Source organism: Methylomagnum ishizawai, assembly GCF_019670005.1.
In the GTDB taxonomy this organism is placed as follows: domain Bacteria; phylum Pseudomonadota; class Gammaproteobacteria; order Methylococcales; family Methylococcaceae; genus Methylomagnum; species Methylomagnum ishizawai.
Window position 1 is genome coordinate 1,783,412 of record NZ_AP019783.1, and the last position, 25,486, is coordinate 1,808,897.

The window sequence follows — 25,486 nt, forward strand, 5'->3', positions numbered from 1 at the left end:
GACCATTCAATGGAGACGACGCATGGGCGTTCCACTACGGCAACAGTTCACCGTGGCGAAATATCTTCTACAGCAGAAACTCAAGGGGAATCGGCGCTATCCCCTGGTGTTGATGCTCGAACCCCTGTTCCGCTGTAACCTGGCCTGCGCCGGTTGCGGCAAGATCGATTATCCAGACGAGATTCTTAATCGCCGCTTAAGTGTCGAGGAGGCTTTGCAGTCGGTGGACGAATGCGGTGCCCCCATTGTGTCCATCGCGGGCGGTGAACCCTTGCTGCACAAGGAACTGCCCCAGATCGTCGAGGGCATCATCGCACGGGGCAAATATGTCTATCTCTGCACCAATGCCTTGCTGCTCAAGAAGCGCATCGACGATTACCAGCCTTCCCCCTATCTGACCTTCTCCATCCACTTGGATGGCAACCGCGACCGCCACGACGCCTCCGTCTGCCAGAAGGGCGTGTTCGACCGCGCGGTCGAGGCCATCGAGATGGCGATCAGCCGGGGCTTCCGGGTCACGGTGAATTGCACCTTGTTCCAGGGCGAAGGAGCGGGGGAAATCGCCGAATTCCTGGACCATTGCAACCGGCTGGGCGTCGAGGGCACTACCATCGCGCCCGGTTTCAGCTACGAACACGCGCCCAAGCAGGATATCTTCATCAAGATGCGCGAGAGCAAGCAGTTGTTCCGCGATGTGTTCAAGCTGGGGCGGGGCCGCAAGTGGAAACTGAACCATTCCAGCCTGTACCTGGATTTCCTGGCCGGGAACCAAAGCTATAACTGCACGCCCTGGGGCAATCCGACCCGCAACGTGTTCGGCTGGCAAAAGCCATGCTATCTGCTGGTGGACGAAGGCTACGCTCCCAGCTTCAAGGCGCTGATGGAAGAAACCCCTTGGGATAAATACGGCAATAATAAGAATCCCAAGTGCGCCAACTGCATGGCCCATTGCGGCTACGAGGCCAGCGCCGTGGAGGATTCGCTGAGGAATCCGCTCAAAGCCGCCTGGGTGTCCCTGCTCGGGCCGCGCACCACGGGGCCGATGGCGGAAGAGCCGGTGCCCGAATACGAAATCCCCGCCGCGCCCAAGGCCCGCCCGGCCATCCCGATCAAGGCCGTGGACTGAGTCCGCCGGACCCAACGGAAAACGGCGGCTCCCCACTTGGGGAGCCGCCGTTTTTTTATGCGCCTCGTAGCCTACGGGCTACGGCCTCCGCGATTCAGAGCCAGCGCGGGATGCGGTCCCGGAACGCGGCGTAATCTTCGCCGAACAACCCGGCCAGCTTGGCCTCCTCGTGCGGGATGTGGATGCGGTTGACCACGGCGCAAAAGCCCGGTGCCGCCAGCAGCAAGGGCCATCCGCCCAGGTAGCAGGCCAGGCCCAGCAGCGCGGTGAAGAGTCCCAGGTACATCGGATTGCGGGTCCAGAGGTAAGGCCCGGCCAGCACCAGGGCGCTGGGTTCCCCATGCGGGATGGGGGTGGTGCGCTCGCGCCGGAAATAGGCCAGGGCCATCAAGCCCAGCGCGAGGCCGGACGCCATCAGGATCAGGCCCAATAGCGGCAAATGCGGCCTGGGCAAGGTGGGGAACAAAAGGTCCAGGCCATAGCCCACGCCCAACAATAGCAGGGCGAACACGGGCGGCGGGATCAGAATGAGTTTGTTCATGGCGGAATGGTATGGGTTCGATAGGGTAGGGGGTAGGGACCGCCATGATAAGCAAAAATCCCCTTGGGCGGCTAAAGTCCGCCCAAGGGCGACAGGCCGCGCAGGAGGGTGGGCGCGGCGCTATAGCGTCGGTGCCGGTGGACCACCGCCAGGTTTCCCCGGTGGCGTCCGCCGTTTGGGGTTATCGGGAGTGGAGGGCGTGGCCGGTCCTGCGCCGGGCCGCGCCGAGCAGGCCCAGCCCGAGCAAGACCGCGCCGCCGGTCGCGGGTTCGGGCACGGAGGCGGCGGGCGCGTAGGCGGCGGTCACGTCGTCGATGTTCCAGAAGCCCCAGCCGCCGGAGCCCGCGATGGTGGCGCTGGTGAAGGTGCCGGTGTCGTCGTAGAGCCCTAAGAAATAGGCCGTGCCACCGTCGGGCAGGGTTGTTTGCAGGGCGGAGGCTAGCAGGTTGACCTGGGTGCCGCCGATGGTGAGGACCAGGTCGCCATCCTGGGCGCCGGGCTCGGTGATCACTTCCAGGCCGAAGCCGTGGGTGGCGGCGAAGCCGATATCGATGCTGTCGGTGGAGGTCAGGAGGTCGGAACCGCCCGGATCGCGTAGGCCCAGCCCCTGGGTGGGCGAACTGGTGTCGGTTTGGTCTTCGACCACGAAGTCCAGGCCGGTGCCGTTGTTGTCGGTGTAGCTATAGCCGCCGAGACCGCCGCCGCTGGCGAAGGTGGTGCCCAGGGTATAGCTCTCGAAGCTATCGACGGTGGTCGCGTAGCCGCCGGTGGCCAGCGCCGACGTGAAGGCGGCGCGGTTGGTGAAGGTGAAGATGCCGGCCTGGGCGGCGGTGCCGTGGCATAGCGCGGCCAGGATTAGGAGGGCCGATTTTCTATGGAACATGGGGATTGCCTATCTATTGGGCTTGGTGGATTCAGTACACGAAGTTGCCGTTGACCCCCAGCGCCGCCGCCGCGAGGGGGCCGGAGAACTGCATCAGGGTGATGGCGCGGCCGCCGGGCGGGATGAACTGGAGGTAGGTGACGCCCCGGCTGGCGATGGCCTTGATATAGCCGTCGCCGATGGGGTCGGTGGTGTGGATGCTCTCGGCGGCGAACAGGTCCACCAATGAGATGCGGTCGGTGCCGGGCTGGAAGTCGGTGGCGAGGTCGGTGCCGTCGTTGCGGGTGTGGAGGATGAGCACGTCGGCCCCTGCCCCGCCGGTGAGGGTGTCGCGGCCCAGGCCGCCGTCGAGCAGGTCGGGGCCGCCGGTGCCGACGAGGTTGTCCGCGCCTGGGGTGCCGGTTTTCACGGTGTCGGGGGTGTTGATGCCGGTGCCCAGCTTGGCTTCGAGGATGTCGCTGAGGCCGTCGCAGTCGGAATCGCCGGGGCATCCGGCGTTGATGTCCAGCGTCCCGGCGACGGCGGTGATATCGTAGCCGAGTTGGTCGGAATACAGCCCGGCGGGCGTGACCGCGTGGGAGCCGACCTCCGCGCCGTCGGCGAGGCCGGTGAGGGTGCCGAACAAATGGGCCATGTCAGGGGCGGGCGAGTAGGTCAGGCCGAGTCCCGTGGCGGTGCCGTCGTAGGGGCGGCTGCCGCTGGTGGCGGTGGCGGTGAGTGGCGCGAGGAAGCCGCGTAGCAGGGGGTAGGTGTGGCCGTCGTAGATGCGCCAGACTTTGCCGGTGCCGCCTTCGTCGTCGATGTCCCAGCCGGCGAAGGTGGCGAGCTGTTTCATCTCGGTGTCGGTCCTGCGGGTGCCCTTGCCGGTGTCGCCTTGGCCGGTGGTGTCGGCGTAATAGCCGTTGGCGACGGTGCCGCCACCGTAGTTATGTCCCACCAGACCGCCGAGATTGCTGCCGCCGCTGACATTGCCGCTGGCGTGGCTGTTACCCAGGCTTCCCCAGTTGATCCCGACCAATCCACCCACAAAGTTGGCACCGCTGACGCTGATATTGGCAAAGCAATTGCTGACGCTGCTACCCCCATTGGCAATGCTGCCGACCAGGCCGCCGGCATTGTCGCCGGTCGCGCTCACGCTGCCGCCGTCCGCATAACTGGTGGCGACGCTGCCGTTAACGATACCGCCTACCAGTGCGCCGACTTTGCTTTGTCCCGTGATGTGGCTGTTGGTTAGGCCGACGTTGCGCAGCAAGGAGCCGGTTTGGGCAAAGCCGAACAAGCCGACGTAATCCGTTCCACTGCGGTCAATGGTCAATCCGTCGATGATGTGGCCCTGGCCGTCGAAGCGGCCGGTAAAGAAGTTCCCTACCGTGGCCCTGCCCACCGGCATGAAGCTGCTGGAAAGCCACACGTCCTTGCCGTTGGTGTCGGCGGCATCGATGTTGCCGGCCAGGGCATAGCCCGTGTTCTTTTTCAGCGTCATCAACTGCAACTGGTGGGTGTTTTTGATGACTGGCGACCATTCGGAGGCGAGCATGGGCAGCACGGTGCCATTGTTGCCGTTGAGGGTGCCGTCGCTGCCGACCAGCACCCAGCCGTCGCCGCCCGGCGTGCTGGTGAAGGTGAAGCCGGTGAAGTTGGCCGCATCGCGCATCTGCGCGGTGGTCAGGCCGGTGAGGTTGGTGATGGTGCCCGAGGCAGCCCCCTGGGCAAGGCCAGTGGCTCCGGCGGTGTCGGTGTTCCAATAGACATTGTGGATCCCCGCCCCGATGGCCCCGTTCACCCAGGAACCCATGATGCCGCCGACTGAAGGGGATGTTCCCGCGTAAAGGCCCACGGTGCCGGAGAAATACGCGTTGTTGACGGTGCTTGCCATGCCCAGGCCGATCAGCCCGCCAACATGGTTGCCGCCGCGCACTTTGCCGGTGGCATAGCTGTCGTAGACCCTGCCCCCATATCCAACCAAGCCACCGGCGACGCCGTCGCCCAAACTTTGACCACCGGTTCCCGGGCGGGTGGCGGTGACATCGGCGGAAGACCAGACGTTCCTGAGAGAGACCGAACTGATGGGAACAGGGTCTCGCCCGAGAATGCCGCCCACGTGGTCGGCGCCGGTCACCGAGCCGGTGACATGGCTCCTTTCTATCGTGGCGGTTTGCCCCAGTCCGAGCAGCCCTCCGACAAAGATATTGCCAACGATGGAAACGTCGCGGAGGCCGACATGGGCAATGCGCGCGCCATCCTTCGCCTTCCCGAACAACCCAATGTAATACTGCGAGGGGCGGTTGATGGTGAGGCCGCTGATGACATGGCCGAGGCCGTCGAATTGCCCGGTGTAGTAGTTCGAATGATCAATGGCATCGTACGCGCCTCCAATCGGCTTGAACCCCGCGCCGCCGTTCCAGCCGCTGGTGGCGCTGGCGTCGATGTCGGCCCCCAGCGCATAGTTGCCGCCGAGGTTGCCATGGATGCCCTGCAAGTCGGTACCGGTGATGGAACCTTCGCTGCCCAGGCTGGTGAGGATGGTGTAGTTCTTCACCGTGCCGTCGGAGCCGAGTTGGGTGCTGAAACCGCCGGTGGCGGCGAGGTTGACCGGGGCGTTGACGGAATAGCTGGCGGCGTTGCCCGCGGTCACCGCGTCCTGGCCGTATTCCAGCGCGAGGCCCGCCGTGCCGGTGCCATCGAGTTGGGCCTGGAGCTTGATGTCGCCGCCCGCCCGCAGGGTGAGCGTCTGGTCGGCCCAGGCCAGCGGCGCGGCCACGGTGAGGTCGTCGCCGCCGGTGGCCTCGATGGTCACGGGGCCGGAGGCCAGATGGCTCCGCACCTCGGCGGCGGACACCACCGAGCCCGCCGCGCTGGGCACCCAGGTATTGCCGGACCAGGTGCCGTTGGCGCTGGACCCGGAGCCTAGGGTCGTGTCGAAGGCGTGGACGCCGGAGGTCCAGGCCAGGAGGCACAGCCCGGCCAGGGGCAGGGCTGTCGGAAGCGGGGAATTCGTGTTTTTCATTGGATTGGGCCTGTGTCGAGGGGGTGGGTTGTGGATGGTTGGGCCTCCACGGCCCGGGCGGCGGCAATTCCATGCGTATGTAAGGGTTTAACCGGATAAGAATAATGAAAATGGTCGCCGCGCCATATCCACTATTCGGTGGGGGTGGGAAGCTCAACCGGCCCGGTTCAGCCATAGGCTCATCAGCCCGGCGCGGCTGCGTACCCCGAATTTACGGAAGATGTTGAGGACGTGCTGGTGGACCGTGGAAGCCGCGAGGCCCATTTGACCGCCGATTTGCTTTTCCGATAACTCGGTCAGCAACAGTTGCAACACCCGGCGCTCGGTCGGCGTCAAAGGGGAGGACGCCATCAATAGGCCGTGGCCCAGCATGAGCTTGCGATGGAACCATTTGATGCCGCGCATGGCGTAGGCGAGCAGGGCGATTTCCGCGTCGGTGAACGTCCTGCGGGAATAGAAGCCGAAATGGGATTCGGCGTCGGGATTGAGCGGGAAGCCCACGAAGACCGAGTCGTGGGTGCCGACGGCGGCGTAATGGCCTTGGTAGAACGGCGATTCGAACCACTCCGGTGGCAATTCGCGCCGGAAGGAATAGGTGCGGAAGGTGCCGACACCGCGCATGGGCAGCAGGAAGGAAGGATCGATTTCCCTTTGGTCCCAGAGCCGCAGGATTTCTTTGAACGGCCCTTCGTCGGGATGGGGCATGATGGGGTGGAGCAACTTCATGGCGGGAACGCGCCAGCCCCGCAACGGGTCGCTCCCGCACTCCCCGGACAGGCGGGTCGCGCCACCCCAGGTGGCGTTCCAGGCACCGGCCAGATGGCACAGGGATTCCATTAGGTGGATGGCGGCTTGCTCGGCTTGGTGGGCTTCGAAGTCCGACAGTTCATCCCAGAGGCGGTGGATATCTTCTTGGGACGCGGCGTTCATGTGGGCCGTGGTCGCGCAGGCGCTTAGCCAGCCCGGCGCTGCGTCAATTCTTCCCGCCAGGCCAACGACAGCGCCGGGACCGCCAACACCTTGTCGATGAACTCGCGCTGGCGCGGCCCCTTGTTCACCGCCAGCATGGCATCGCGGATATTGACCTGGGCCGGGTCTTCCCCGACCCGGACGATGGGAGCCCCCGCCTCGATCTCGCCGCCTTCCAGCACCCTGAGATAGAAGCCCACCCGCCCCGAATGCCGGAACACCGCGACGAAGCGGGGATCGCCCATCTTTAGCCCTAACTTGAAGCAGGGTACCCGCGGTTGGGTGACTTGGACCCGGATGCCGCCGACCTGGAAGATATCGCCGATATGCACGGCTTCGTCCGGCAGTCCCGTGACGGTCAGGTTTTCGCCGAACTGGCCGTAAGGAAAAGGTGCCGTGCGGCCCAGGGCTTGTTCCCAATGGCGGTAATTCTCCAGGCTATAGGCATAGACGGCCTTGTCCGGTCCGCCGTGGTTCTCGCGGTCCACCTGCACATCGCCTTCCAAGCCTTCGGGACCGACCCGCACCGGTCCCGCGACCGGTTCCTTGAAGATGCCGGTGGAGACCCGGCCCCGTTGGTATTCGACGAGCCGGGCCGGGGCCAGGCTGATGGCGAGCAGTTCCATGGGATTACCTCGCGGGCATGATGGATAGTTTGCGGGTTGTACGGATTCCCAAGCGCCGCTTGGGAATGGGCGCATAGGATATACCGCCCGGTTTAAAACAGGCTGGCCGCGCGGGCGACCGGCCCGAAGGAACGGCGGTGGACCGGGCTGATGCCCAAAGCGCGCAGCGCCGCCTGGTGGGCCGGGGTGGGATAACCCTTGTGGATGGCGAAACCATAGCCCGGATGGAAGCCGTCCAGGATTTCCATCTCGCGGTCGCGGAACACCTTGGCCAGGATGGAGGCGGCGGAAATCGTGGGTTCGATGGCGTCGCCGCCGACGATGGCGCGGCAGGGCCGCGGCAATCCGGGGGGGCGTCGGTCGCCATCGACCCGGATTTCGTCGGGTTCCAGCCCGAGGCCGGCGTAGGCGCGGCGCATCGCCAGGAAGGTGGCTTGCAGGATGTTGATCCGGTCGATCTCGGGGGCTTCGGCCCGGCCTATGGCGTAGGCCAGGGCTTCCGCCTCGATGCGCCGGGCCAGTTCGGCGCGGCGCTTGGGCGTGAGTTTTTTGGAATCGGCGAGGCCGGGGAACGGGGCCGCGCCCTCCGGGAACACCACCACCGCCGCGATGACGGGACCGGCGATGCAACCGCGCCCGACTTCGTCGAGGCCGGCGATGAGCCGGGGACCGCTGGCGTCCATGGGTTCCCGTGCCTCAGCGCAGGATGCTGCGCCCGGTTTGTTGGATGAAATCCGCCATGCACTGGATTTCCGGTGTCGCGGCGGACATTTCGATCAGGCTTTGCAGGGCTTCTTCCAGTTTCAGGCCGGATTTGTAGATGGCTTTGTAGGCCTTGCGGATTTGGCGGATGGCCTCGGGGCTGAAGCCCCGGCGTTCCAACCCCACGCTGTTGATGCCGTGCGGTTTGGTGGGGCTGCCGCCGACCATGACATAGGGCGGAATATCGCGGGTGATGACGCTGCCCATGGCCGAGAAGCTGTATTGCCCGATCTGGCAGAACTGGTGCACCAGCGAAAATCCGCCCAGGATCGCGCAGTCATCGACATGGACATGGCCGGCCAGCGAGGCGGCATTCGCCATGATGACGCCGTTGCCGACCACGCAATCGTGGGCGACATGGGTGTAGGCCATCAATAGGTTGTCGTGGCCGATGCGGGTCGCGCCCCGGTCCTGGGCCGTGCCGCGGTGGACGGTGGTGAATTCGCGGATGGTGTTGCGGTCGCCGATCTCCAGCAGGGTGGTTTCGCCCCGGTATTTCTTGTCCTGCGGGTCTTCGCCGATGGAGGCGAATTGGAATATCCGGTTGTCGCGCCCGATCACGGTCGGACCCCGGATCACCACATGGGGACCGATCCGGGTGCCCGCGCCAATGCGGACATCCGCGCCGATCAGGCTGTAGGGGCCGACCTCCACATCTTCCGCCAGTTCGGCGGACGGGTCGATGATAGCCGTGGGATGAATCAAGACTCCCGCTCCGCTGCGGCACACATGATTTCCGCGCTGGCGACGAATTCGCCATCGACCTCGGCGCGGCAGGAGAAGGCCCAGATGTTGCGCTTGTGGCGCAGGTAGGTGGCTTCCAGCATCAGCCGGTCGCCGGGGGTCACCGGGCGTTTGAAGCGGACCTTGTCGAGTCCGACCAGGTAATAGGTTTTGTTCTTGCCCATGATGCCGGCCATGGAATTGCCGGCCAGGAGCCCCGTGGCCTGGGCCAGGGCTTCGATGATGAGGACGCCGGGCATGATGGGTTCCTGCGGGAAATGCCCGGCGAAGAACGGTTCGTTGCAGGTGACGTTCTTATAGCCCAGGAGCCGTTTGCCGGGTTCCACCTCCACCACGCGGTCGATCAGCAGGAAGGGATAGCGGTGGGGCAGGTATTCCTTTATTTGTTGGATATCCAATGCGGTTGCCTATGATGTCAGGAGTGGGCCGTGCGGGAGGGGCGGGGGAATGTCAGCGCTTGAAGCTTTGTTCGAGCTTCTTTTCGACCTTGCCGGTCACGTCGATGGCTTCGCTGGCGTAGACCACGCCATCGGTCAGGAGCAGGTCGTAGCTGTCTTCTTTCGCCAGGGATTGGATGGCCTCGAAGATTTCCTTTTGCAGTTGGCTCAGCTTTTCGTTGCGGCTCAGGTTGAAGTCGTCGCGGAATTCGTCTTGCAGGCGCTTGGCTTCGCGTTTGCGGCTGATGATTTCCTTGTCCAGGCGTTGTTTTTCCGAGTCGCTCATGACGGCGGCGTCCTTGTTGAGCTTTTCCTCCATCTGCTTGAGTTCCTTTTGCTCGGCCACCAGCTTTTTATCGCGGGGGGCGAACTCGCGTTCCAGGTCCTTCTTGGCTTTTTCCGCCTGGGGGGCTTTTTCCAGCAGTTTCGCCACGTTCACGAATCCGATCTTGAGGTCGGCCGCGGAAACGCCCGCGCTCGTCAACAGGACCAGCAACGCTACACCGATTTTCTTACCCATTCGAGTCTCGCTCCAAGGCTAATAGTGAAAACAATCCGGGATGCGCCGGCCGGTCGGGGAATGGCCCGGCGCATGAAGGGGAAAATTCTAACAGGCTTTGCCGGTAGCCGCGCCATTCCATGCCGGGGCCGGGCGCGGGCGGGGCCGGCCGTCGCGCCTCAGAAGCCCGAACCGAACGAAAACTGGAACAACTGCGTCCTATCCCCCGGTTGGGAATTGAGCGGCTCGGCGATGCTGAACGACAGGTTGCCGAAGGGCGACAACCAACGCGCCGACAGCCCGGTCGAGAAGCGCATGAAATTGCCGCTGGACTGGGCGTAACAATTGATATCGTCGGGGTTCGGGGTCTTGAACGCGCCACAGTACACGTTGCCGGCGTCCATGAAGGCGCCGAGCCGGATGCTCTTGTTGTCGTGCATGAACGGCACCGGGAACAGGAGTTCCGCCGTGCCCACCAGTTTGCTGGAGCCGCCCAGGGGCAGGTTGCCGCCGAAGCCGGTGGTGGGGTTGGGCGTGGTGCGTGGGCCCAGGGTGTTGGCCATGAAGCCGCGCACCGATTGCGGGCCGCCCGCGAAATAGTTCTCGAAGAACGGCAGGCCGTCGGTGTCGCCATAGCCGTCGCCATAGGCCGCCTCGGCCTGGACCATGAAGGTGAGGTCTTTGGCGATGGGGAAATAATGCTGGATTTTGTAGCTGGCCTTGTAGAACTCCAGCCCGCCCACCGGGATGGTGCTGAGGATCGACAGGCGCTGCGCCCCGCCGTCGGTGGGGAAGATGGCCCGGTTCAAGGTGTCGTGGACCCAGCCCGCCGCCAGGGTGACGTAGTCGAAGGTGTCGCCGTTGTCCTGGATGAAGTTGTAGACCTGCTCCGAGGTGTTGGACGAGGTCTTGAGCTTGGTGTGGTTGTAATCCAGGTTGAAGCGCAGGGAGTCGAATTCGCCCAGGGGCACGCCCAGGTTGCCGCCCGCCGTCGCCACGTCGGTATTGTAGTTGGCGAGGTTCATCTGTTGGGCGTTGGTCTGGCGGTAGGACAGGTCGAAGCCGCTGCTGACGCCGTCCAGGTTGGTATAGGGATTGAAATAGCCGATCCGGTAGATGGTGTTGATCTGGCTGTTGTTGAAGGTGAAGTTGATGCGCTTGCCGGTGCCGAACACGTTGTCCTGGGTGATGCTGGCGTTGAGGATGATGCCTTGCACCTGCGAATAGCCGACGCCCGCCATGATGTTGCCGGAGGGCTTTTCGGTCACGCTGTAGTTCACGTCGATCTGGTCGGTGGTGCCGGGGACGGCGGGGCTTTCCACGTTGGTTTCCTGGAAATAGCCCAGGCGTTCCAAGCGGGTCTTGGAGCGCTCGATCTTGGTGCTGGAGGCCCAGGCGGCTTCCATCTGGCGCATTTCCCGGCGTAGCACCTCGTCGCGGGTCTTGGTGTTGCCGCGGAAGTTGATGCGGCGCACGTAGACCTGTTTTCCCGGATCGACGAAGAAGGTGATGGCCACGGTTTTGGTGGCCTCGTCGACCTCGGGCACCATGTTGACATTGGCGAAGATATAGCCCTCGTCGCCGAGCCGGTCGGAGATGGCTTTGGAGGTTTCGGTGGCGAGCTTGCGGGAGAAGGTGTCGGCCGGGCCGATCTGCACCAGGGGGGTGAGTTCCTGCGGCGGCACGATCAGCTTGCCGGTCAGCTTCACATCGCTGACCTTGTAGACCTCGCCTTCCTTCACGTTGACCGTGATGTAGATTTCCTTCTTGTCCGGGGTGATGGCGACCTGGGTGGATTCGATCTGGAAATTGATATGGCCGCGGTCGAGGTAATAGGAACGCAGGCGTTCCAGGTCCGCGCCCAGTTTTTGCTTGGAGTATTGGTCGTTCTTGGTATAGAAGGACAGGAGGTTGCCGGTGCTGAGTTCGAAGGCGTCGAGCAATTCCTCGTCGCTGAACACCGAGTTGCCGACGATGTTGATCTGCTTGATCTTGGCGACCTTGCCCTCGGAAATCTTGATGACGACCTCGACCCGGTTGCGCGGCAGTTCCTCCACGGTGGAGGTGATTTTGAGGCCGTATTTGCCGCGGCTGTAGTATTGCCGCCTGAGTTCCTGCTCCACCTTGTCGAGGATGGCGCGGTCGAACACCTTGCCTTCGGACAGGCCCACGCCCTTGAGCGCCTTCTTGAGGTCGTCGGTGCCGATGTCCTTGTTGCCTTCCAGCTTGACGCTGGCGATGGAGGCCCGCTCCTCGACCAGGATCAGCAGGGTGTCGCCGTCCTGTTCGAGCTTCACATCCTTGAAGAAGCCGGTCTTGAACAGCGCCTTGATCGATTCCGCCGCCAAGCGCTGGTCGAAGGAATCGCCGACCTTGACCGGCAGGTAATTGAACACCGTGCCCGGCGCAACCCGTTGCAGCCCTTCGACGCGGATATCTTCGATGATGAACGAGTCCATGCCTTGGGTCGAAACCGCGGTAAGGAGCATCAGCCCCGCCAAGTGGGTTTTGAGGAAGCGCTTCATGAATGGGGATAGTCAGGGATTGGGGACGGCCTGGGACGGGGGTGGCGGGCGTTCCGGTCTGCGCCCCGCCGGGCGGGCGTCAATTGCGCCGGAGGTCCGCTTGCACCTGCTCGATGCTGATATGCCGGATGTTCTTGCCCTTGGCGTAGTAAATCACGTATTCGCAGATATTGCAGGAGCGGTCGCCGATCCGCTCCAGGGAACGCGCCGACCACATGATGTTCAAGGCCAGGGGGATGGAGCGCGGGTCTTCCATCATATAGGTGATCTGCTGGCGCATGATGCTTTCGTATTCGCAATCCACCTGCCGGTCTTCCTGCACCACCCGCAGGGCTTCGTCCACGTCGATGCGGGCGAAGGCGTCCAGGGCTTCGCGCAACAGGCCGCGCACATGCTGGGCCAGTTGTTGCAGGTCGGTGAATTGGTTCTTCTTGGGATAGTGGGCGGCGAGGTCGATGGCGACGCGGGCCATGCGCTTGGCCTCGTCGCCGATGCGTTCGAGGTCGGTGATGGTCTTGATGACCGCCACCACCAACCTGAGGTCGCGGGCGGCGGGCTGGCGCAGGGCCAGGATATGGGTGCAATCCTCGTCGATGGCGACCTCCATCGAATTGACCCTGTAATCGTCGGCGATGACCCGTTCCGCCAATTCCACATCGCATTCGATCAAGGCGGTGATGGCCGATTCCACTTGGGATTCCACCAAGCCACCCAGGGCCAAAACCCGGTTGCGGATATCCAGTAGCTCCTGGTCGTATTGCTTGGAAATATGATGGTGGATATTTTCGCTGTCGAATAAGCTGGTCATGATGGGTTCGGCACGATTATTGGCTGATTTTCATCGATGGGGGCGGTCGGCATTCTATCAACTCGGCATGACGGTTGAAAGTTCGGGACTTTGCGGCGCGGCACGGGGTTTCAGCGGCGATCCAGGGCCAGATACCCGGTGATTTCCGCCCGGTCATGGTAAAGCTGTTTGAACGCCAGCCGGTAATCGATACCCGCCTTATCCAACCGGGCCGCGATGATTTCCCGGCAGCGCCGGACTTCTTCGTAGCGCTTTTTCATGGGTAATTTCAGGTTGAAGATGGCTTGGCGGCAATGGCCTTGCGCCAGCCATTCGGCGACGAGGGCGGCGATGCGGGCGGGTTGCTCCACCATATCGCAGACCAGCCAATCCACCGGCTTGGGCGGGCGGTAGCGGAAGCCATCGACCCTGAGATGCTCGACGATGCCGGTGTCGAGCAGGGCCGGATCGAGCGGGCCGTTGTCGATGGCGGTGGTGCGCAGATGCCGCCGCACCAGTTGCCAGGTCCAGCCACCGGGGGCCGCGCCCAGGTCGACGGCGGTCATGGCGGGTTTCAGGTCTTGCTCGGGATCGGCCACGAACACCAGGAACGCCTCTTCCAGCTTGAGGGTGGAGCGGCTGGGGGCGGAGCGCGGCGCTTTCAGGCGCGGGATGCCCATGGGCCAGGGCGCGGCGTGGTGGGGATCGGCCACGCCGACATAGGCCGTGGCCGAGTCCAGGAAGAAGACATGCAGGCGCAAGGTCTTGCTGCCGCCGAGCAGGGCTTCCCGTTCCAGGGCTTTGCGGAAGGGCACGGCGAATTTGCGCACGAACACCGAGAGTTCCTTGGCCGCGTTGGTGTCGGCGGTTTCCAGCCAGCAATCGGAAAAGCGCTGGGCCAGGCCGCGGGCCTGTTCCAGCAGGGGCGTCACCCGGTCTTCGGGCGGAAGTTCCGTCAGGGGACCGCTGGCGAAGATCAATTGGCGGGCGAAGATCAAATCGGCCCAGCGCAGCCGCCGCGCCGCCGCCATCGTCTTGGGGTCGTTGGGCACGAACACCACATAGCCGCTATCGGGCTTGGCCTTGACATAGCCGCCGACGCCCAGGGCCAGGGCGTGGTCGATGATTTCCGCCGCGCATTCTTTCTCGAAGCCGCCACGGCAGTAGAGCAGCAGACAGTCGGGGGAGGATTTCGGGGCGGGATGGGTGGCGATGGATGGATTCATCGGGCAGAGGGTAGGGGTGGAGTCGGGTGGCGTCAATAGCGGGGCGGGTTCCGTGGGTTCCCAAACCCCGCCGGGGAATGGGCGCAAAGCGCCTAACCCGCTGGATTCCGTCCCGCCAACACCGCCTCCACCCGCCGCCAATCGGCTTCGGTATCGATCCCCGCCTCCGGGGCTTCGTCCACCGGCAACACCCGGATGCGCTCACCCCGCCACAGTATCCGCAATTGCTCCAAGGCTTCCACCGCCTCCAGGCGGGAAGCGGGCCAACGCACATAGTCCCGCAGGAAGCCCGCCGAATAGGCATAGATGCCGATATGCCGGAGCCAGGGGAAATCCTCCGGCAAGCCGGGTCCGGCCTGTCCGAACGACGCCCGGTGCCAGGGAATCGGCGCACGGCTGAAATACAGCGCATAACCCTGGGCGTCCGTCACCACCTTCACGGCGTTGGGATCGAACACCTCGGCCACTTCGCCGATGGGCGCGGCCAGGGTGGCGACCCGCGCCGCCGTCTGCCCGGCCAGGGCCGCCGCCAGTTCGCGGATCAAAGCGGGCCGCATCAAAGGCTCGTCGCCTTGCAGGTTGACCACGATGGCGTCATCCGGCCAACCCAAGGCATCGGCCACCTCGGCGATGCGCTCGGTGCCGCTGGCATGGTCCGGGCGGGTCAGCAAGGCTTGGACCGGCAAATCCGCCACGGCCTCGCGGATGCGCTCGTCGTCGGTGGCGAGGAACACCTCGTCCCCGGCTTCCAGCGCCCGCTCGCACACATGGGCGATCATCGGCTTGCCCGCCACCGGCAGCAAAGGCTTGCCGGGCAAACGGGTCGAGCCATGGCGGGCCGGGATGACGATCTTGAAGCCGGCCATTATTCCGCCGCCACCGGGGCCGGACGCTGGGGCGCGAGGGCGTCGTATTCCTCCAGGCTGATGCGGCGGGCCTCGCCTTCCAGCATCACCGGGATATCGTCGCGGATCGGATAGGCCAGCCGGTCGGCCTTGCAGATCAATTCCTTCTCTTCCTTCTTGTAGACCAGCGGGCCTTTGCAGACCGGGCAGACCAGGATTTCAAGCAGTTTCTGATTCATCGGGTTTTAGCCTTCAACAGGGTTAATAAATCTTGGCCGAACGCCGTCGGTAAACGGGCCGCGACCGGCACGCACCAATGCCGGGCCTCGGCGTGTGGGCGGCATTTGACCGCGTCCTTCTCGGTCATCAGGAGGTCGGCCCCGGCGGCGAACGCCCAATCCTCCGGGCGGTAGGCGTGATGGTCGGGGAAGGCGCGGGCCTCGAATGTTAGCCCGGCGGCGCGTAAATGGGCGAAAAACCGTTCCGGGTGGCCGATGCCCGCCAGTGCGCACAGCGGTCGCCCGGCGAAATCGGCCAAGGGACGGCGCAGGGTTGCATCCCGGAGGTTCACGGCTTCCGTGCCGACCAAGGCCATGGCATAGCCCGCGGGCGCTTGTTCCGCGCCGGAATACACCACCAGATCGGCCTCGGCCAAGCGCTCGGGCGGTTCCCTGAGCGGTCCCGCCGGGAGGCAATGCCCGTTGCCGAAGCGCCGGGCGTGATCGACCACGGCGATTTCGATATCGCGGGCCAGGGCGTAATGCTGCAAGCCATCGTCGGCGACGAGGATATCGCAATCATGCCGCGCCAGCAGCGCCCGGCCCGCTTCCGCCCGCCGGGGGAAGACGTAGACCGGACAGCCGGTGCGGCGGGCGATCAAAACCGGCTCGTCGCCCGCCAGGGCCGGATCGGTGGAGGCGTCCACGGCCAGGGGTTGTGCTTGCGCCTTGCCGCCATAGCCCCGGCTGACGATACCGGGCCGGTAGCCCTGTGCCTTGAGGAAATCGGCCAGCCAGATCGTCAAGGGTGTCTTGCCGGTGCCGCCTACGGTGAGATTGCCGACCACGATCACCGGGACGGGGAGGCGCTCGGAGCGCTTGTGTCCTTCGCGATAGGCCCGGCGGCGCAGGGCCACCGCCTGCCGGAACAGCGCCTCCAAGGGCAAGAGCAGCGGATGCGGCCCGGACGCTCCGTACCACTGGGCTTGCAGCCAACGGCCCAGGTCGGACTTCATGGCTTACCGCCCGCGGTTCCGCCGGGTTCGTGCATGGCGTTGAAGGTGACATGGCGGTAGCCCAGTTGGCTGGCGACGTCCAGTACGGTCATCACCGCTTGGTGGGTGGCGTCCTTGTCGGCGTCGATGACGATAAGCGGGTCTTTGCGCTCGCCGACCGCGAGGCGCAGGGCTTTCTTCACGGTCTCGGGCTGGTTGTTCACGGTCTGGCGATGCTCGATGACATAGCGGCCCTCGGCATCGACCACGACCTCGATGCCGGGGTCTTCCGAGGGATCGGTCCCGGTGGCTTCCGGCAGGTGGATTTTGAGTTCGGCTTCCCGGCTGAAGGTGGTGGTCAGCACCAGGAAAATCAGCAGCACGATCAGCACGTCGATCATGGGGATGAGGTTCAGCTCCGGGGTTTCCCGTCGCCGTGGCCGGAAATTCATGGGGATGCCTCAGTGGTCGTCTTCGCGGGCGGCGTGGACGGCGTCGATCAAACGCTGGGTTTCCTCCTCCATCCGCACGGCGTAATCGGTGACCCGGCCCTGGAAAAAGCGGTGGAAGATCAGGCTCGGAATCGCCACCGCCAGACCCGCCGCCGTGGCGACCAGGATTTCCGAAATCCCCCCGGCCAAACGGGCCGGATTGCCGATGCCCCCCGCCACCGAGAAGGTGGAAAACACCTTGATCATCCCCAGCACGCTGCCCAAAAGGCCCAGATAGGGCGAGACCGAGGCGATGGTGCCGAGCGTATTGAGATAGCGTTCCAGTTCGTGGACCACCTGCCGCCCGGTTTGCTCGGCGCTCTCCATCATCGCGGCGCGGCCCTGGCTGTGGCTGGCCAGCGCCGCCGCCAGCACCGTGCCCAAGGGCGAACCCATGCGCAGGGCGCGGAGTTGCATGGTGTCGAACTGGTGCTTGCGGTAAAGCCCCCAGACATGGTTCACCAGGTGCGGCGGAACGATCCGTTGCGGACGCAGGGTCCAGAAGCGTTCCACGACGATGGCCAGGGCCAGCACGGAACAGGCGATGATGGGCCACATCATCCAGCCGCCCGAAGTGATGATCTCGAACACGGTCCTCTCCCCGTCAAACAAAGCCGCTAATACTAACAGGAGCTTGGGCTACCCGCCCGTGATTCAAGTCACGGGTGGGGAGGCCGTCTTCATCATAGGGCTTCGATATCCAAGCCGGGAATATCCACCCGCATCGTCTTACCCCGCCATTGCACCACACCGATATCCCGCCAGGGCGCGGCCATATTCTTGTGGCGCAAATCGTCCTCCCAATCCATGGGTACCCGCACTTCCTTCAGCTTGATGACGAAATCGGCGTCCTTGAGGTCGATGCCCAGTTCCATGGCCCAATAGGCCGTGATTTTGCGCAGGAATTTCTCCAGGCGCTCGCGGCCCATATGCGAAGTCACCGCCACATTCGCCCACATCGATTGCACCCGGCCCCAATGCGGCGACAGCAAGCGGCCTTCCTGGTTGACGAAGGGCAGCCAGGTTTCCCGGCCCGATGCATCCCGGTAGCTCAGCGCCAGGATATGGTTATAACCCGCGAAATGGTCGTGCATATACAAGGCGTGCGGGGTAATCCCCAAAAAGGCGTGGGAATAATTGATGATGGAATCGCTCAGATGATCCAATATCGCGAGGGCCGGATCGGCGGGCCGCTGCGCCCAGCGATATAACAGGCCGTAATGGATGGTGCTATTCAATTGCAGCACCAGGACCAAAACCAGGAATTTGGCGATGCGCTGGGCGGTCTGGCGCTCGGTGGCGGCATAACGGGCATACCCGCGGGAAAAAGGCCGTTCGTCCTCGAACGGAGGCGCGGTAATCACCGCGCAAGCCCCGTCGCAAACCCAGCGCTCGCGGTTATCGGCGATCTTGCGATAGACCCGTCCGGCCAAACCATAACAGCCCGGCAAACCCATGATCCAAGCCAAGGGCAGGGTATAACCCATGGCCCGGAGGATGTTGATATAGGTATCCAATCCGGCGAATAAACGCCCTTGGCCATCCAGGGCGTAAAGGTCGGTCAAGAGCTTATCGTCGGGAATGGCATCCAAGGCCCGGTATTGCCGGGCATGGGTTTGTAAACCCTTGAAGTCGATGGCCCCGCGCACATCGAAATGCCGCACCACGATCACCGTGCGATTGCACAAGGGGCAATCCTGGTCGTAGAACACGGTCAGGATCGGCTGCGCCAAGCGGAGTTTATCGTGTATCTCCCGCCACCAGCGGAACGGCACCATCAATAGATAATGCACCAGCATGGCGAAACCGAAGGGATAGATATTCAGCGACAGGATGATCCCGGCATGGAAGGTCGCACCGGCCAGCATCAAGGGTACCCGGAACCGCCGGTGCCAAAACAGCGGTAGGAATAGGAATTGAAACAAGATGATGGCATAGCCGATGAGTTGCTCGAAAACCTTGAGATTCAACAGCGGACTCATGTCGATGGCGGACATGTAATACGGCATGGTGGGTGGCAACCAGGAGCCCATGCCATTGCGCCAGAATTCCGAGGAGAGCTTATGCAGGCCGGAATCGAAATAGAGGAGGCCCAAGGAAATCCCCAACGGCAGATAATAGGCCAAGACCGTGACCTGGGTGGGCGGTTGATAAGGCGAGCCGGGGATGGAATAGCGCAGCTTATGGCGTAGATTATCCAGCGATAAGGCGCGCTCGGCGGGCAGGAAGATCAACAGGAAACTGGTGCTGGTCATCAACTGGTCGAAACCGCCGTCGAAATCCTGCCACATCGGCGTGAAACAGACGAACAAGACCCAGAATAGATAATTGAATACGGCGGCGCGGCGGGTATGGTAGCCCAACGCCAAACACCCGGCGACCGCCAGCCAAACCAGCAGGAAGAAATGCAGCATCGGCGAAGCCCGGTCGAGATAGGGCACCGGGTCGAAAATGAGGTGGCGGAAGTAATAGAGGAACAGGATTTCCTGCAAGATCACCAGGCTGAAGGCGATGCGGAAAATACCGAGCCCGGTGGCGGGTACGGGTTTTTGCAGCCCTTGGGCGACGAGATTCAAAATGGTTTTGTACATGTCGGGGAGCGGATGTGCGGATGCATGCGCCAACACGGGGCTGGAGGGCGGATGAATCCGCCCCCGCGGGTGCGATGGCTGCGGGAAAAATACCGTGGAACCGGGGCTTCAGGCGTAGGGCCGGTCCCAGTCGCCGACGAAGAAGCTTTCGCCCAGGGGGCGGCGGCTGCGGGCGGCGTATTCGCGGGCTTTGAGGTCTTCGGGGATTTGGCTTTCGGGCAATTGGTAGCCGAGGGTCAACATCGCCATGCAGTCGTAGCGCTCGGGGATGGCGAATTCGGCGCGGATTTTGGCGGGATCGTAGCCGCCCATCTGATGCACCATCAGGCCCAGCGCGGTGGCCTCGACCGACAGGCTCATGCTGGCGGCCCCGGTGTCGTACTGGCCCCAACGGTTGGGACGGCCATCGGCGAACTGGCGGTCGGCGCAGGCCAGCATCAACACGGGCGCGTGGATCGCCCAGCCGCGGTTGCCCTCGACCAGGCAGTCGAACGCCCGCCGCCAGCGCTCGGGGTCGCCCAACCGGTCCCAGATCAGATAGCGCCAGGGCTGGTCCCCGAAGCAGGAGGGCGACCAGCGGGCGGCCTCCAACAGGGCGGCGAGTTTTTCCGGCTCGACCGGACGGGCGGGATCGTAGGCCCGGCCACTCCAGCGGCGGGCCAGGGGATCGGCGATGGGGGTTTGGGTCAGGGCGGGTTTGTCGAACATGGCGCTGTCCTGGAAGAAGCGGCGCGGCCGCGGGCGGCTGAATTGTACCGCCACTCCAGGGTGGATGGGCGAACCGGCAATCCCATCCGCCGGGGATAAAAGATACGACAAAATCCGCCCAAGCCGGAACGACCGGCCTGGGCGGCAAGTGGGCTTCAGAGGCCGGGCGGCTCCCGGCCATGCTATCAACGACTCCAAACGACCGGACGGTTAATGAGGCGGGCGATTCCCTTCGCCACGGCGGGGAAAACCGGATTGCCGGGATTCCATCGGGTTCATGCCCTGAACCGGCTTTCCTCCCTGTCGCCCCTCCTTGGGCCACCCGGATTGGCTTTCCTCCGCCGTTACGGTTCCTGTCCTTTGGGTAACGCCTCTGGACCGAGAGTTAACCACCCCGGCCGTTCCGCACCTATCCGCATCGGTACCTACGCGCAATTACAGATCCCGCTGGCGACGGCTCAACGGCTGCGCCGCACCTCGAAACCCACGCAATCGCCCAACGGCCTTTCCTCGACCACCCGGCATTCGTCCACCCGCGCCAAGGGCGGGCCGGACCGGCACCAGGCCAGGAATTGGGCGATGCGTTCGGGCGGGCCCTCGGCCAGGAGTTCGACCCCGCCATCGGCGCGGTTACGCGCCCAACCCGCCAACCCCAATTCCATCGCCTGGGCTTTCGCCGTCCCCCGGAAATACACGCCCTGTACCCGACCACTTACCCATACATGCACACGCTGTCGCATCGATCCCGGCCTCGCCCCCTTTCTGGTTTTCAAGTCTCCGATAGTGAACGCCCTGTCTTGGGCCGTGCGCCTGTGTGGTGTATCGCTACAGGCTGAGCAACATTACATCATAAATCGTTTCGCCCGATATCCGGATTAGCGGCTGATCGCCCAACAGCGATGGATCCGCGCATCCCGCTCGAAATCCTTGGGGAGCGTCCGGCGGCTGATGTCCTCGATCCGCAAATCGGCCAGCGCCTCCGTATCCAGCTTGAACCTGCGGTGGTTGGTGGAGAACAGCAACTTGCCGCCCGGTGCCAACAGCGCTACGCATTGGCGGATCAAGCCGACATGGTCGCGCTGCACATCGAGGGTGTCGCGCATCCGCTTGGAACTGGAGAAGGTCGGCGGGTCCAGGAAAACCAGGTCGTAGCGCCAACTGCCGCGCACCGCCTCGGCCAGCCATTCCAGGCAATCGGCTTGGATCAACTCGTGTTGATGGCCGCGCATCCCATTGAGTTCCAGGTTGCGTCCGGCCCAATCCAGATAGGTGCGCGACAGGTCGACCGTGGTGGTGGCGCTGGCCCCGCCGCGGATGGCGTGGACCGTGGCCGTGCCGGTGTAGGCGAACAGGTTGAGGAAGCTTTTCCCCTGGGCTTCCCGCTGGATCATGAGGCGCACCGGGCGGTGGTCGAGGAATAGCCCGGTATCCAGGTAATCCTCGAAATTCACCCAGAATTGGCAGCCGCCTTCCTCCACCACGAAGAACCGGCCCGATTCGGCTTGTTTCTCGTATTGGGCCGTGCCTTTCTGGCGGCGGCGGGTTTTGAGGAAGATTTGGGCGGGCGGTAGTTCCAGCACCGCTTGGATCGCGGCCAGGGCTTCGAGGCAGCGGTGTTCGGCCTTGGCCGGATCGACCGTGGCCGGGGCTTCGTATTCCTGGACCTGGGCCCAGAGTTGCTCGCCTTGGTAGAGATCGACCGCCACCGCGTATTCCGGCAGATCGGCGTCGTAGAGCCGGTAGCAACTGATGCCCTCCTGCTTGGCCCAGCGGCCCAGGTTTTTCAAATTCTTGCGCAAGCGGTTGGCGACCATGGCCGCACCGCCGCTGTGGACATCGATGGCGCGGGTTTGGCGGAATAGGGCGCTGTGCTGGCGTTGGGCTTCGCTCGGGGGGCCGCCTTCGCGCGGGGTGAAGAAGCGTTCCGGCGCGATCTCGAAGTTGAACAGCTTGCATTCGAGGGCCCCGTTGTAGAGGGCGTAGAACCGGCGGGCGCGGATGCCGAGCTTGAACGCCAGTTCCGGGTTGCCGGTGAACACGGCGGCCTGCCAGCCCTGGAAATGTTCGCGCAGGGTCGCGCCCAGTCCGGTGTAGAGCGGGACCAGGGTTTCCTCTTCGCCCAGGCGCTCGCCATAGGGTGGATTGGCCACCACCAGGCCGTGGGCCAGGCGCGGGCGGGCTTCGGCCATGGCTTTGCGCTCGATGTGGACCCGGCCACGCAAACCGGCGCGTTCGACGTTGGCGAGGGCGGTGTGGACGGCTGTGCGGTCGATGTCGTAGCCGACGATGGGGGGTAGATGTTCCAGTCCGGCTTGGGCTTGGGCCTGGGCCTCGTCGCGCAGGGTTTGCCAGAGGCCGGCCCGGTGTCCGCGCCAGCCCAGGAAGCCGAACCAGGACCGGCGCAGGCCGGGCGCGACATTCGCCGCCATCAGCGCGGCCTCGATGGGCAGGGTGCCGGAACCGCACATGGGGTCGATGAACTGCCCGCCCGCGGCGGCGAACTTGGGCCAACCGGCGCGGAGCAGGATCGCCGCCGCGAGGTTTTCCTTGAGCGGGGCCTTGCCGCCGTCGAGCCGGTAGCCGCGTTTGTGCAGGCTGTCGCCGGACAGGTCGATGCTGGCGGTGGCGAGGTCGCGGTCGAGATAGAGGTTGATGCGGATTTCAGGTTCGGCGAGGTCCACCGAGGGCCGGGTGCCCGAGCGGGCGCGGAAATAATCGACGACGGCGTCCTTGACCCGTTGCGCCCCGAACAGGGTGTGGGTGATCTGGGAACGGTTGGCGGCGAAATCGACGGCGAAGGTGGCTTCGGCGTCCATGTGGTCGGCCCACTCGATGCGGGCGGCCCCGGCGTAGAGGGCTTCGGGGCTGTCCGCCGGGAATTGGGCGATGGGCAGCAAGACCCGGTTGGCGAGGCGGGTCCAGAGACAGACGCGGTAGGCGGTTTCGAGGTCGCCGCCGAAGGCGACGCCGGCCTTGGCCTCGGCGACTTCTGGAATGCCCAGGTCGCGGAGTTCCTGGGCCAGGAGGAGTTCCAGCCCCAGGGGGGCGGTGGCGAAGAAGCGGTGGGTTGGATTCATGGGATCGGGCGTGGCGATGGGCTATGGGGAAAAGGGGGGACGCACCATAGCATGTGGGGGGGCGGGAGGATAGCGGGAGGAATGTCGCGGTTTGGGGGATTTTGCCATTGACGGTGATTCTAAAATGAGCGGTGTGCTTGATGGGCGAGATAGTTTGGCGTAGTGTCTGGGCTGTGATTCGGAAATGCCTATGGGTTATAAAGTTTCCTTCAACCTTAACTTGCCAAAACCGCCATGAAACCTTTCAAACTTACAATTTTATCGATCATCTTGTTGTTATCGCAGCCGGTCTTTGCCGAAGAAGAAGAGGAGGAGGATGTCAATGGTAAGGATTACGTCAAGATTTTTTTTCTTCCCAGTAGGGGGAATTTTATTTATGGCGATCCAACTGTGGATATGAAGGTGGAGACGTTTAGTTTTGTTGAAAATGAAGAAATAAAAAAACACTATCTTCATGCGAAGCTTATATTAAGCCTCCCTGAAATCCAGCGCTGGGTTGCTGGAAGGGGTGATAATATCGGAGTAGGAAACTCTGAAGGATTTCATGACGAGAAAACTGAAATAGCGGTGCGAGTCAAAGGGCAAACGATAAGTTTGGCGTACTCAGGAAAATCGAGCATCCCGGAGTTTGCGCGATATGACAGGGAGTGGCTGGCTTTCTACAGGGAATTATTGGACGGCATGGTTGATAAAATCCCAGTCAACCCGATGGAGATCGAAACCATGACGGGCGGGACGAAATAGGCTGCGCCATCCCATGCCAAAAACCATAGAATGAACCGCACATCGACCCTAAAAAGCAAGGAACCAAAACATGACGACCATCACCCCATATACGAAATATATATCCCCCGCGATCACCGCCCTATTAAGCGCGATCCTATCGGGCTGCGGTACTTTATCCATGGCCCAACCCGAAGGGGTCAACCTCACCCGCGCTAGTTTCGGACCCTTGAATCCACAACACTTGCCAGCGGGTCTTTCCCTATGCAACGCCAATATAGGGGGCGGCATCGACTCGGCCTTGACATCGGCTTTGGGTTCTCTTATCAATCCATTGAGGAACCCCAGCGGACAACCGGACGCAAACCTATCGGCGGAAGCCTTAACCCCATACTTCAGTTTCTTGACGACCAGCGCCGGGCCGGTGATCCGTGTGCTCCAATACAACGAGGGATCGATAGATTTCTGGTTCCAAGGTGATGCCGCCCGGGAAGCCTCCAAATCCGAGAGCGCCGCAGCGGATTATTGTCACCGTAGAAAACAACCCAAAATCGCCCGCTATGTCGGATTTTCCTATCAATGCGGAAAAACATCGACCTTGCCGGTTCAGGTCGGCTCGTCGCGGGTGCAGGTCGTCGATGAACAAATCATCGTCGCCTATGATTGCGTATCCCCTTAGTGTGGGGATACACCGTGCCATTCCATAGTCACGCCGGGGTTTTTTCTTCCCAAAAAGCAGGTACCATGGATGCGCCCGGAGGTACCGCGTGCGGGTGGCGTGGCTTTGAGGGGAGTCAAGGATACTGAATTAGAGGCGGCTTCACGGATGAACATGTACCGCCCGCGTTTGCGGAACCAGGGTTCAAAGAACCATCACTGCCTAGGAGAACGAAAATGAAAAAAGTCCTACCGCTAGCTTTGGGTTTGTTGAGCGTCCTCGCTATCGACCAGGCCGCCGCCACCGCCGGTTGTCCGGTGCCGTTGGATCGCTCGGAAGCGGGTCTGGCCATGGCGCCGGTGACGCTGAACCTGGGCATGAAAGGCATCAACCCCAGGCGGGTCGGCTATGGTAGCTATTTGGTCAACGCCGTGGGCGGTTGCAACGATTGCCATACGAATCCGCCCTACGCCAGCGGCGGCGATCCCTTCCAGGGCCAACCCGAGCAGATCAATACGGCGGGCTATTTGGCCGGGGGGACCACCTTCGGTCCCTTCGTGTCGCGGAATCTGACCCCTTGCGGTAAGAATGGCCACCCGGAATGGACCTTCGAGCAATTCAAGGACATCATGCGGAACGGTACGGATATGCACGATCCCACCGGACCGAAGCTGCAAGTGATGCCCTGGCCGGTCTATAGCAAGATGGCCGATTGCGACCTGCTGGCGATTTACCAATACCTCAAGGCCATACCCCCCATTTGTTCGGCGGAATAAGGGCGGCCGGCTGGCCGGGAATTCCGGCGGGCTAAGCAGGCAAAAGGCCGGTGCCCGGTGGGCGTCGGCCTTTTTTCATCGCGGGTTTGCAGGATGGGCAGGATGCGGCGGAACCTGCGACGCGGGCGATCATAATGACACTGTAAAACACCGGGCCAGCGCTAAGGACGGCTTGTAAAATGGGGAAGGTGCGGCCCATCATGTTTTGGTCCACTTAACCGGCGGCTGTTGGGGGATGCGCTACGCTTATCCGCGACTAGCGGATCACGCCC

25 protein-coding genes are annotated in these 25,486 nt (G+C 63.2%); 4 read left to right on the forward strand and 21 right to left on the reverse strand.

Annotated elements, in window-relative coordinates; all coding sequences use genetic code 11:
• Positions 1 to 22 precede the first annotated feature (22 nt).
• Positions 23 to 1,126, forward strand: coding sequence for an adenosyl-hopene transferase HpnH (hpnH, locus tag K5658_RS08170; protein ID WP_221066452.1), 1,104 nt, complete (start codon positions 23 to 25; stop codon positions 1,124 to 1,126).
• Between the two features lie 94 nt (positions 1,127 to 1,220).
• On the opposite strand, the gene K5658_RS08175 is transcribed toward hpnH, so the two are convergent.
• The 21 genes from K5658_RS08175 to rlmKL all read right to left on the reverse strand — a co-directional run bounded on the left by K5658_RS08175 (position 1,221) and on the right by rlmKL (position 23,057).
• On the reverse strand, positions 1,221 to 1,667 hold the full coding sequence (locus K5658_RS08175) for a methyltransferase family protein (RefSeq protein WP_221066453.1): 447 nt from the start codon (positions 1,665 to 1,667) through the stop codon (positions 1,221 to 1,223).
• 181 nt (positions 1,668 to 1,848) lie between these two features.
• Positions 1,849 to 2,550, reverse strand: a complete 702-nt coding sequence (locus tag K5658_RS08180) for a PEP-CTERM sorting domain-containing protein (protein WP_221066454.1) — start codon at positions 2,548 to 2,550, stop codon at positions 1,849 to 1,851.
• Between the two features lie 31 nt (positions 2,551 to 2,581).
• On the reverse strand, positions 2,582 to 5,557 hold the full coding sequence (locus K5658_RS08185; RefSeq protein ID WP_221066455.1) for a beta strand repeat-containing protein: 2,976 nt from the start codon (positions 5,555 to 5,557) through the stop codon (positions 2,582 to 2,584).
• A 153-nt stretch (positions 5,558 to 5,710) separates the two neighbouring features.
• Positions 5,711 to 6,487, reverse strand: a complete 777-nt coding sequence (locus K5658_RS08190) for a helix-turn-helix transcriptional regulator (protein WP_221066456.1) — start codon at positions 6,485 to 6,487, stop codon at positions 5,711 to 5,713.
• A 23-nt stretch (positions 6,488 to 6,510) separates the two neighbouring features.
• On the reverse strand, positions 6,511 to 7,152 hold the full coding sequence (locus tag K5658_RS08195; protein WP_221066457.1) for an MOSC domain-containing protein: 642 nt from the start codon (positions 7,150 to 7,152) through the stop codon (positions 6,511 to 6,513).
• Between the two features lie 92 nt (positions 7,153 to 7,244).
• Positions 7,245 to 7,835: a ribonuclease HII gene (locus K5658_RS08200; protein WP_221066458.1), complete on the reverse strand. Its 591-nt coding sequence runs from the start codon at positions 7,833 to 7,835 to the stop codon at positions 7,245 to 7,247.
• A 13-nt stretch (positions 7,836 to 7,848) separates the two neighbouring features.
• Complete coding sequence (gene lpxA, locus K5658_RS08205) at positions 7,849 to 8,619, reverse strand: acyl-ACP--UDP-N-acetylglucosamine O-acyltransferase (RefSeq protein ID WP_221066459.1); 771 nt, start codon at positions 8,617 to 8,619, stop codon at positions 7,849 to 7,851.
• Positions 8,616 to 9,056 (reverse strand): 3-hydroxyacyl-ACP dehydratase FabZ, encoded by a 441-nt coding sequence (gene fabZ, locus K5658_RS08210; RefSeq protein WP_221066460.1) that lies wholly within the window; start codon positions 9,054 to 9,056, stop codon positions 8,616 to 8,618. The genes lpxA and fabZ overlap by 4 nt, the downstream gene beginning before the upstream one ends.
• Before the next feature lie 52 nt (positions 9,057 to 9,108).
• Positions 9,109 to 9,615 (reverse strand): OmpH/Skp family outer membrane protein, encoded by a 507-nt coding sequence (locus K5658_RS08215; RefSeq protein ID WP_221066461.1) that lies wholly within the window; start codon positions 9,613 to 9,615, stop codon positions 9,109 to 9,111.
• Positions 9,616 to 9,773: 158 nt separating this feature from the next.
• The gene (gene bamA / locus K5658_RS08220; RefSeq protein WP_221066462.1) at positions 9,774 to 12,119 is read right to left on the reverse strand and encodes an outer membrane protein assembly factor BamA; all 2,346 of its coding nucleotides are present in this window, start codon (positions 12,117 to 12,119) and stop codon (positions 9,774 to 9,776) included.
• A gap of 79 nt (positions 12,120 to 12,198) precedes the next feature.
• The gene (phoU, locus tag K5658_RS08225) at positions 12,199 to 12,927 is read right to left on the reverse strand and encodes a phosphate signaling complex protein PhoU (RefSeq protein WP_221066463.1); all 729 of its coding nucleotides are present in this window, start codon (positions 12,925 to 12,927) and stop codon (positions 12,199 to 12,201) included.
• Between the two features lie 110 nt (positions 12,928 to 13,037).
• Entirely contained in the window at positions 13,038 to 14,132 is a 1,095-nt protein-coding gene (rlmM, locus tag K5658_RS08230) for a 23S rRNA (cytidine(2498)-2'-O)-methyltransferase RlmM (RefSeq protein ID WP_221066464.1), read from the reverse strand.
• 92 nt (positions 14,133 to 14,224) lie between these two features.
• Positions 14,225 to 15,001, reverse strand: a complete 777-nt coding sequence (kdsB, locus tag K5658_RS08235) for a 3-deoxy-manno-octulosonate cytidylyltransferase (protein ID WP_221066937.1) — start codon at positions 14,999 to 15,001, stop codon at positions 14,225 to 14,227.
• Complete coding sequence (locus tag K5658_RS08240; RefSeq protein WP_221066465.1) at positions 14,998 to 15,216, reverse strand: Trm112 family protein; 219 nt, start codon at positions 15,214 to 15,216, stop codon at positions 14,998 to 15,000. The genes kdsB and K5658_RS08240 overlap by 4 nt, the downstream gene beginning before the upstream one ends.
• Positions 15,213 to 16,211 carry a tetraacyldisaccharide 4'-kinase gene (gene lpxK, locus K5658_RS08245; protein WP_221066466.1) on the reverse strand — a complete coding sequence of 333 codons (999 nt, stop codon included), beginning with the start codon at positions 16,209 to 16,211 and terminating at the stop codon, positions 15,213 to 15,215. The genes K5658_RS08240 and lpxK overlap by 4 nt, the downstream gene beginning before the upstream one ends.
• Positions 16,208 to 16,642, reverse strand: coding sequence for an ExbD/TolR family protein (locus tag K5658_RS08250; RefSeq protein ID WP_221066467.1), 435 nt, complete (start codon positions 16,640 to 16,642; stop codon positions 16,208 to 16,210). Before K5658_RS08250 ends, lpxK begins: the two co-directional genes overlap by 4 nt.
• Before the next feature lie 9 nt (positions 16,643 to 16,651).
• Positions 16,652 to 17,272 carry a MotA/TolQ/ExbB proton channel family protein gene (locus tag K5658_RS08255; protein ID WP_221066468.1) on the reverse strand — a complete coding sequence of 207 codons (621 nt, stop codon included), beginning with the start codon at positions 17,270 to 17,272 and terminating at the stop codon, positions 16,652 to 16,654.
• A 92-nt stretch (positions 17,273 to 17,364) separates the two neighbouring features.
• Positions 17,365 to 19,272 (reverse strand): DCC1-like thiol-disulfide oxidoreductase family protein, encoded by a 1,908-nt coding sequence (locus tag K5658_RS08260; protein WP_221066469.1) that lies wholly within the window; start codon positions 19,270 to 19,272, stop codon positions 17,365 to 17,367.
• Positions 19,273 to 19,380: 108 nt separating this feature from the next.
• Entirely contained in the window at positions 19,381 to 19,980 is a 600-nt protein-coding gene (locus tag K5658_RS08265; protein ID WP_221066470.1) for a nitroreductase family protein, read from the reverse strand.
• A gap of 458 nt (positions 19,981 to 20,438) precedes the next feature.
• Complete coding sequence (locus K5658_RS08270; protein WP_221066471.1) at positions 20,439 to 20,720, reverse strand: acylphosphatase; 282 nt, start codon at positions 20,718 to 20,720, stop codon at positions 20,439 to 20,441.
• 135 nt (positions 20,721 to 20,855) lie between these two features.
• On the reverse strand, positions 20,856 to 23,057 hold the full coding sequence (gene rlmKL, locus K5658_RS08275) for a bifunctional 23S rRNA (guanine(2069)-N(7))-methyltransferase RlmK/23S rRNA (guanine(2445)-N(2))-methyltransferase RlmL (protein ID WP_221066472.1): 2,202 nt from the start codon (positions 23,055 to 23,057) through the stop codon (positions 20,856 to 20,858).
• Between the two features lie 234 nt (positions 23,058 to 23,291).
• Here rlmKL and K5658_RS08280 point away from each other — a divergent pair, with 234 nt between their 5' ends.
• The 3 genes from K5658_RS08280 (at position 23,292) to K5658_RS08290 (ending at position 25,214) form a co-directional block, all read left to right on the forward strand.
• Complete coding sequence (locus K5658_RS08280; protein ID WP_221066473.1) at positions 23,292 to 23,801, forward strand: hypothetical protein; 510 nt, start codon at positions 23,292 to 23,294, stop codon at positions 23,799 to 23,801.
• Between the two features lie 70 nt (positions 23,802 to 23,871).
• Positions 23,872 to 24,459, forward strand: coding sequence for a hypothetical protein (locus K5658_RS08285; RefSeq protein WP_221066474.1), 588 nt, complete (start codon positions 23,872 to 23,874; stop codon positions 24,457 to 24,459).
• A gap of 215 nt (positions 24,460 to 24,674) precedes the next feature.
• A complete protein-coding gene (locus tag K5658_RS08290; protein ID WP_221066475.1) occupies positions 24,675 to 25,214 on the forward strand; it encodes a hypothetical protein in 540 nt (179 codons plus the stop codon).
• Positions 25,215 to 25,486 lie beyond the last annotated feature (272 nt).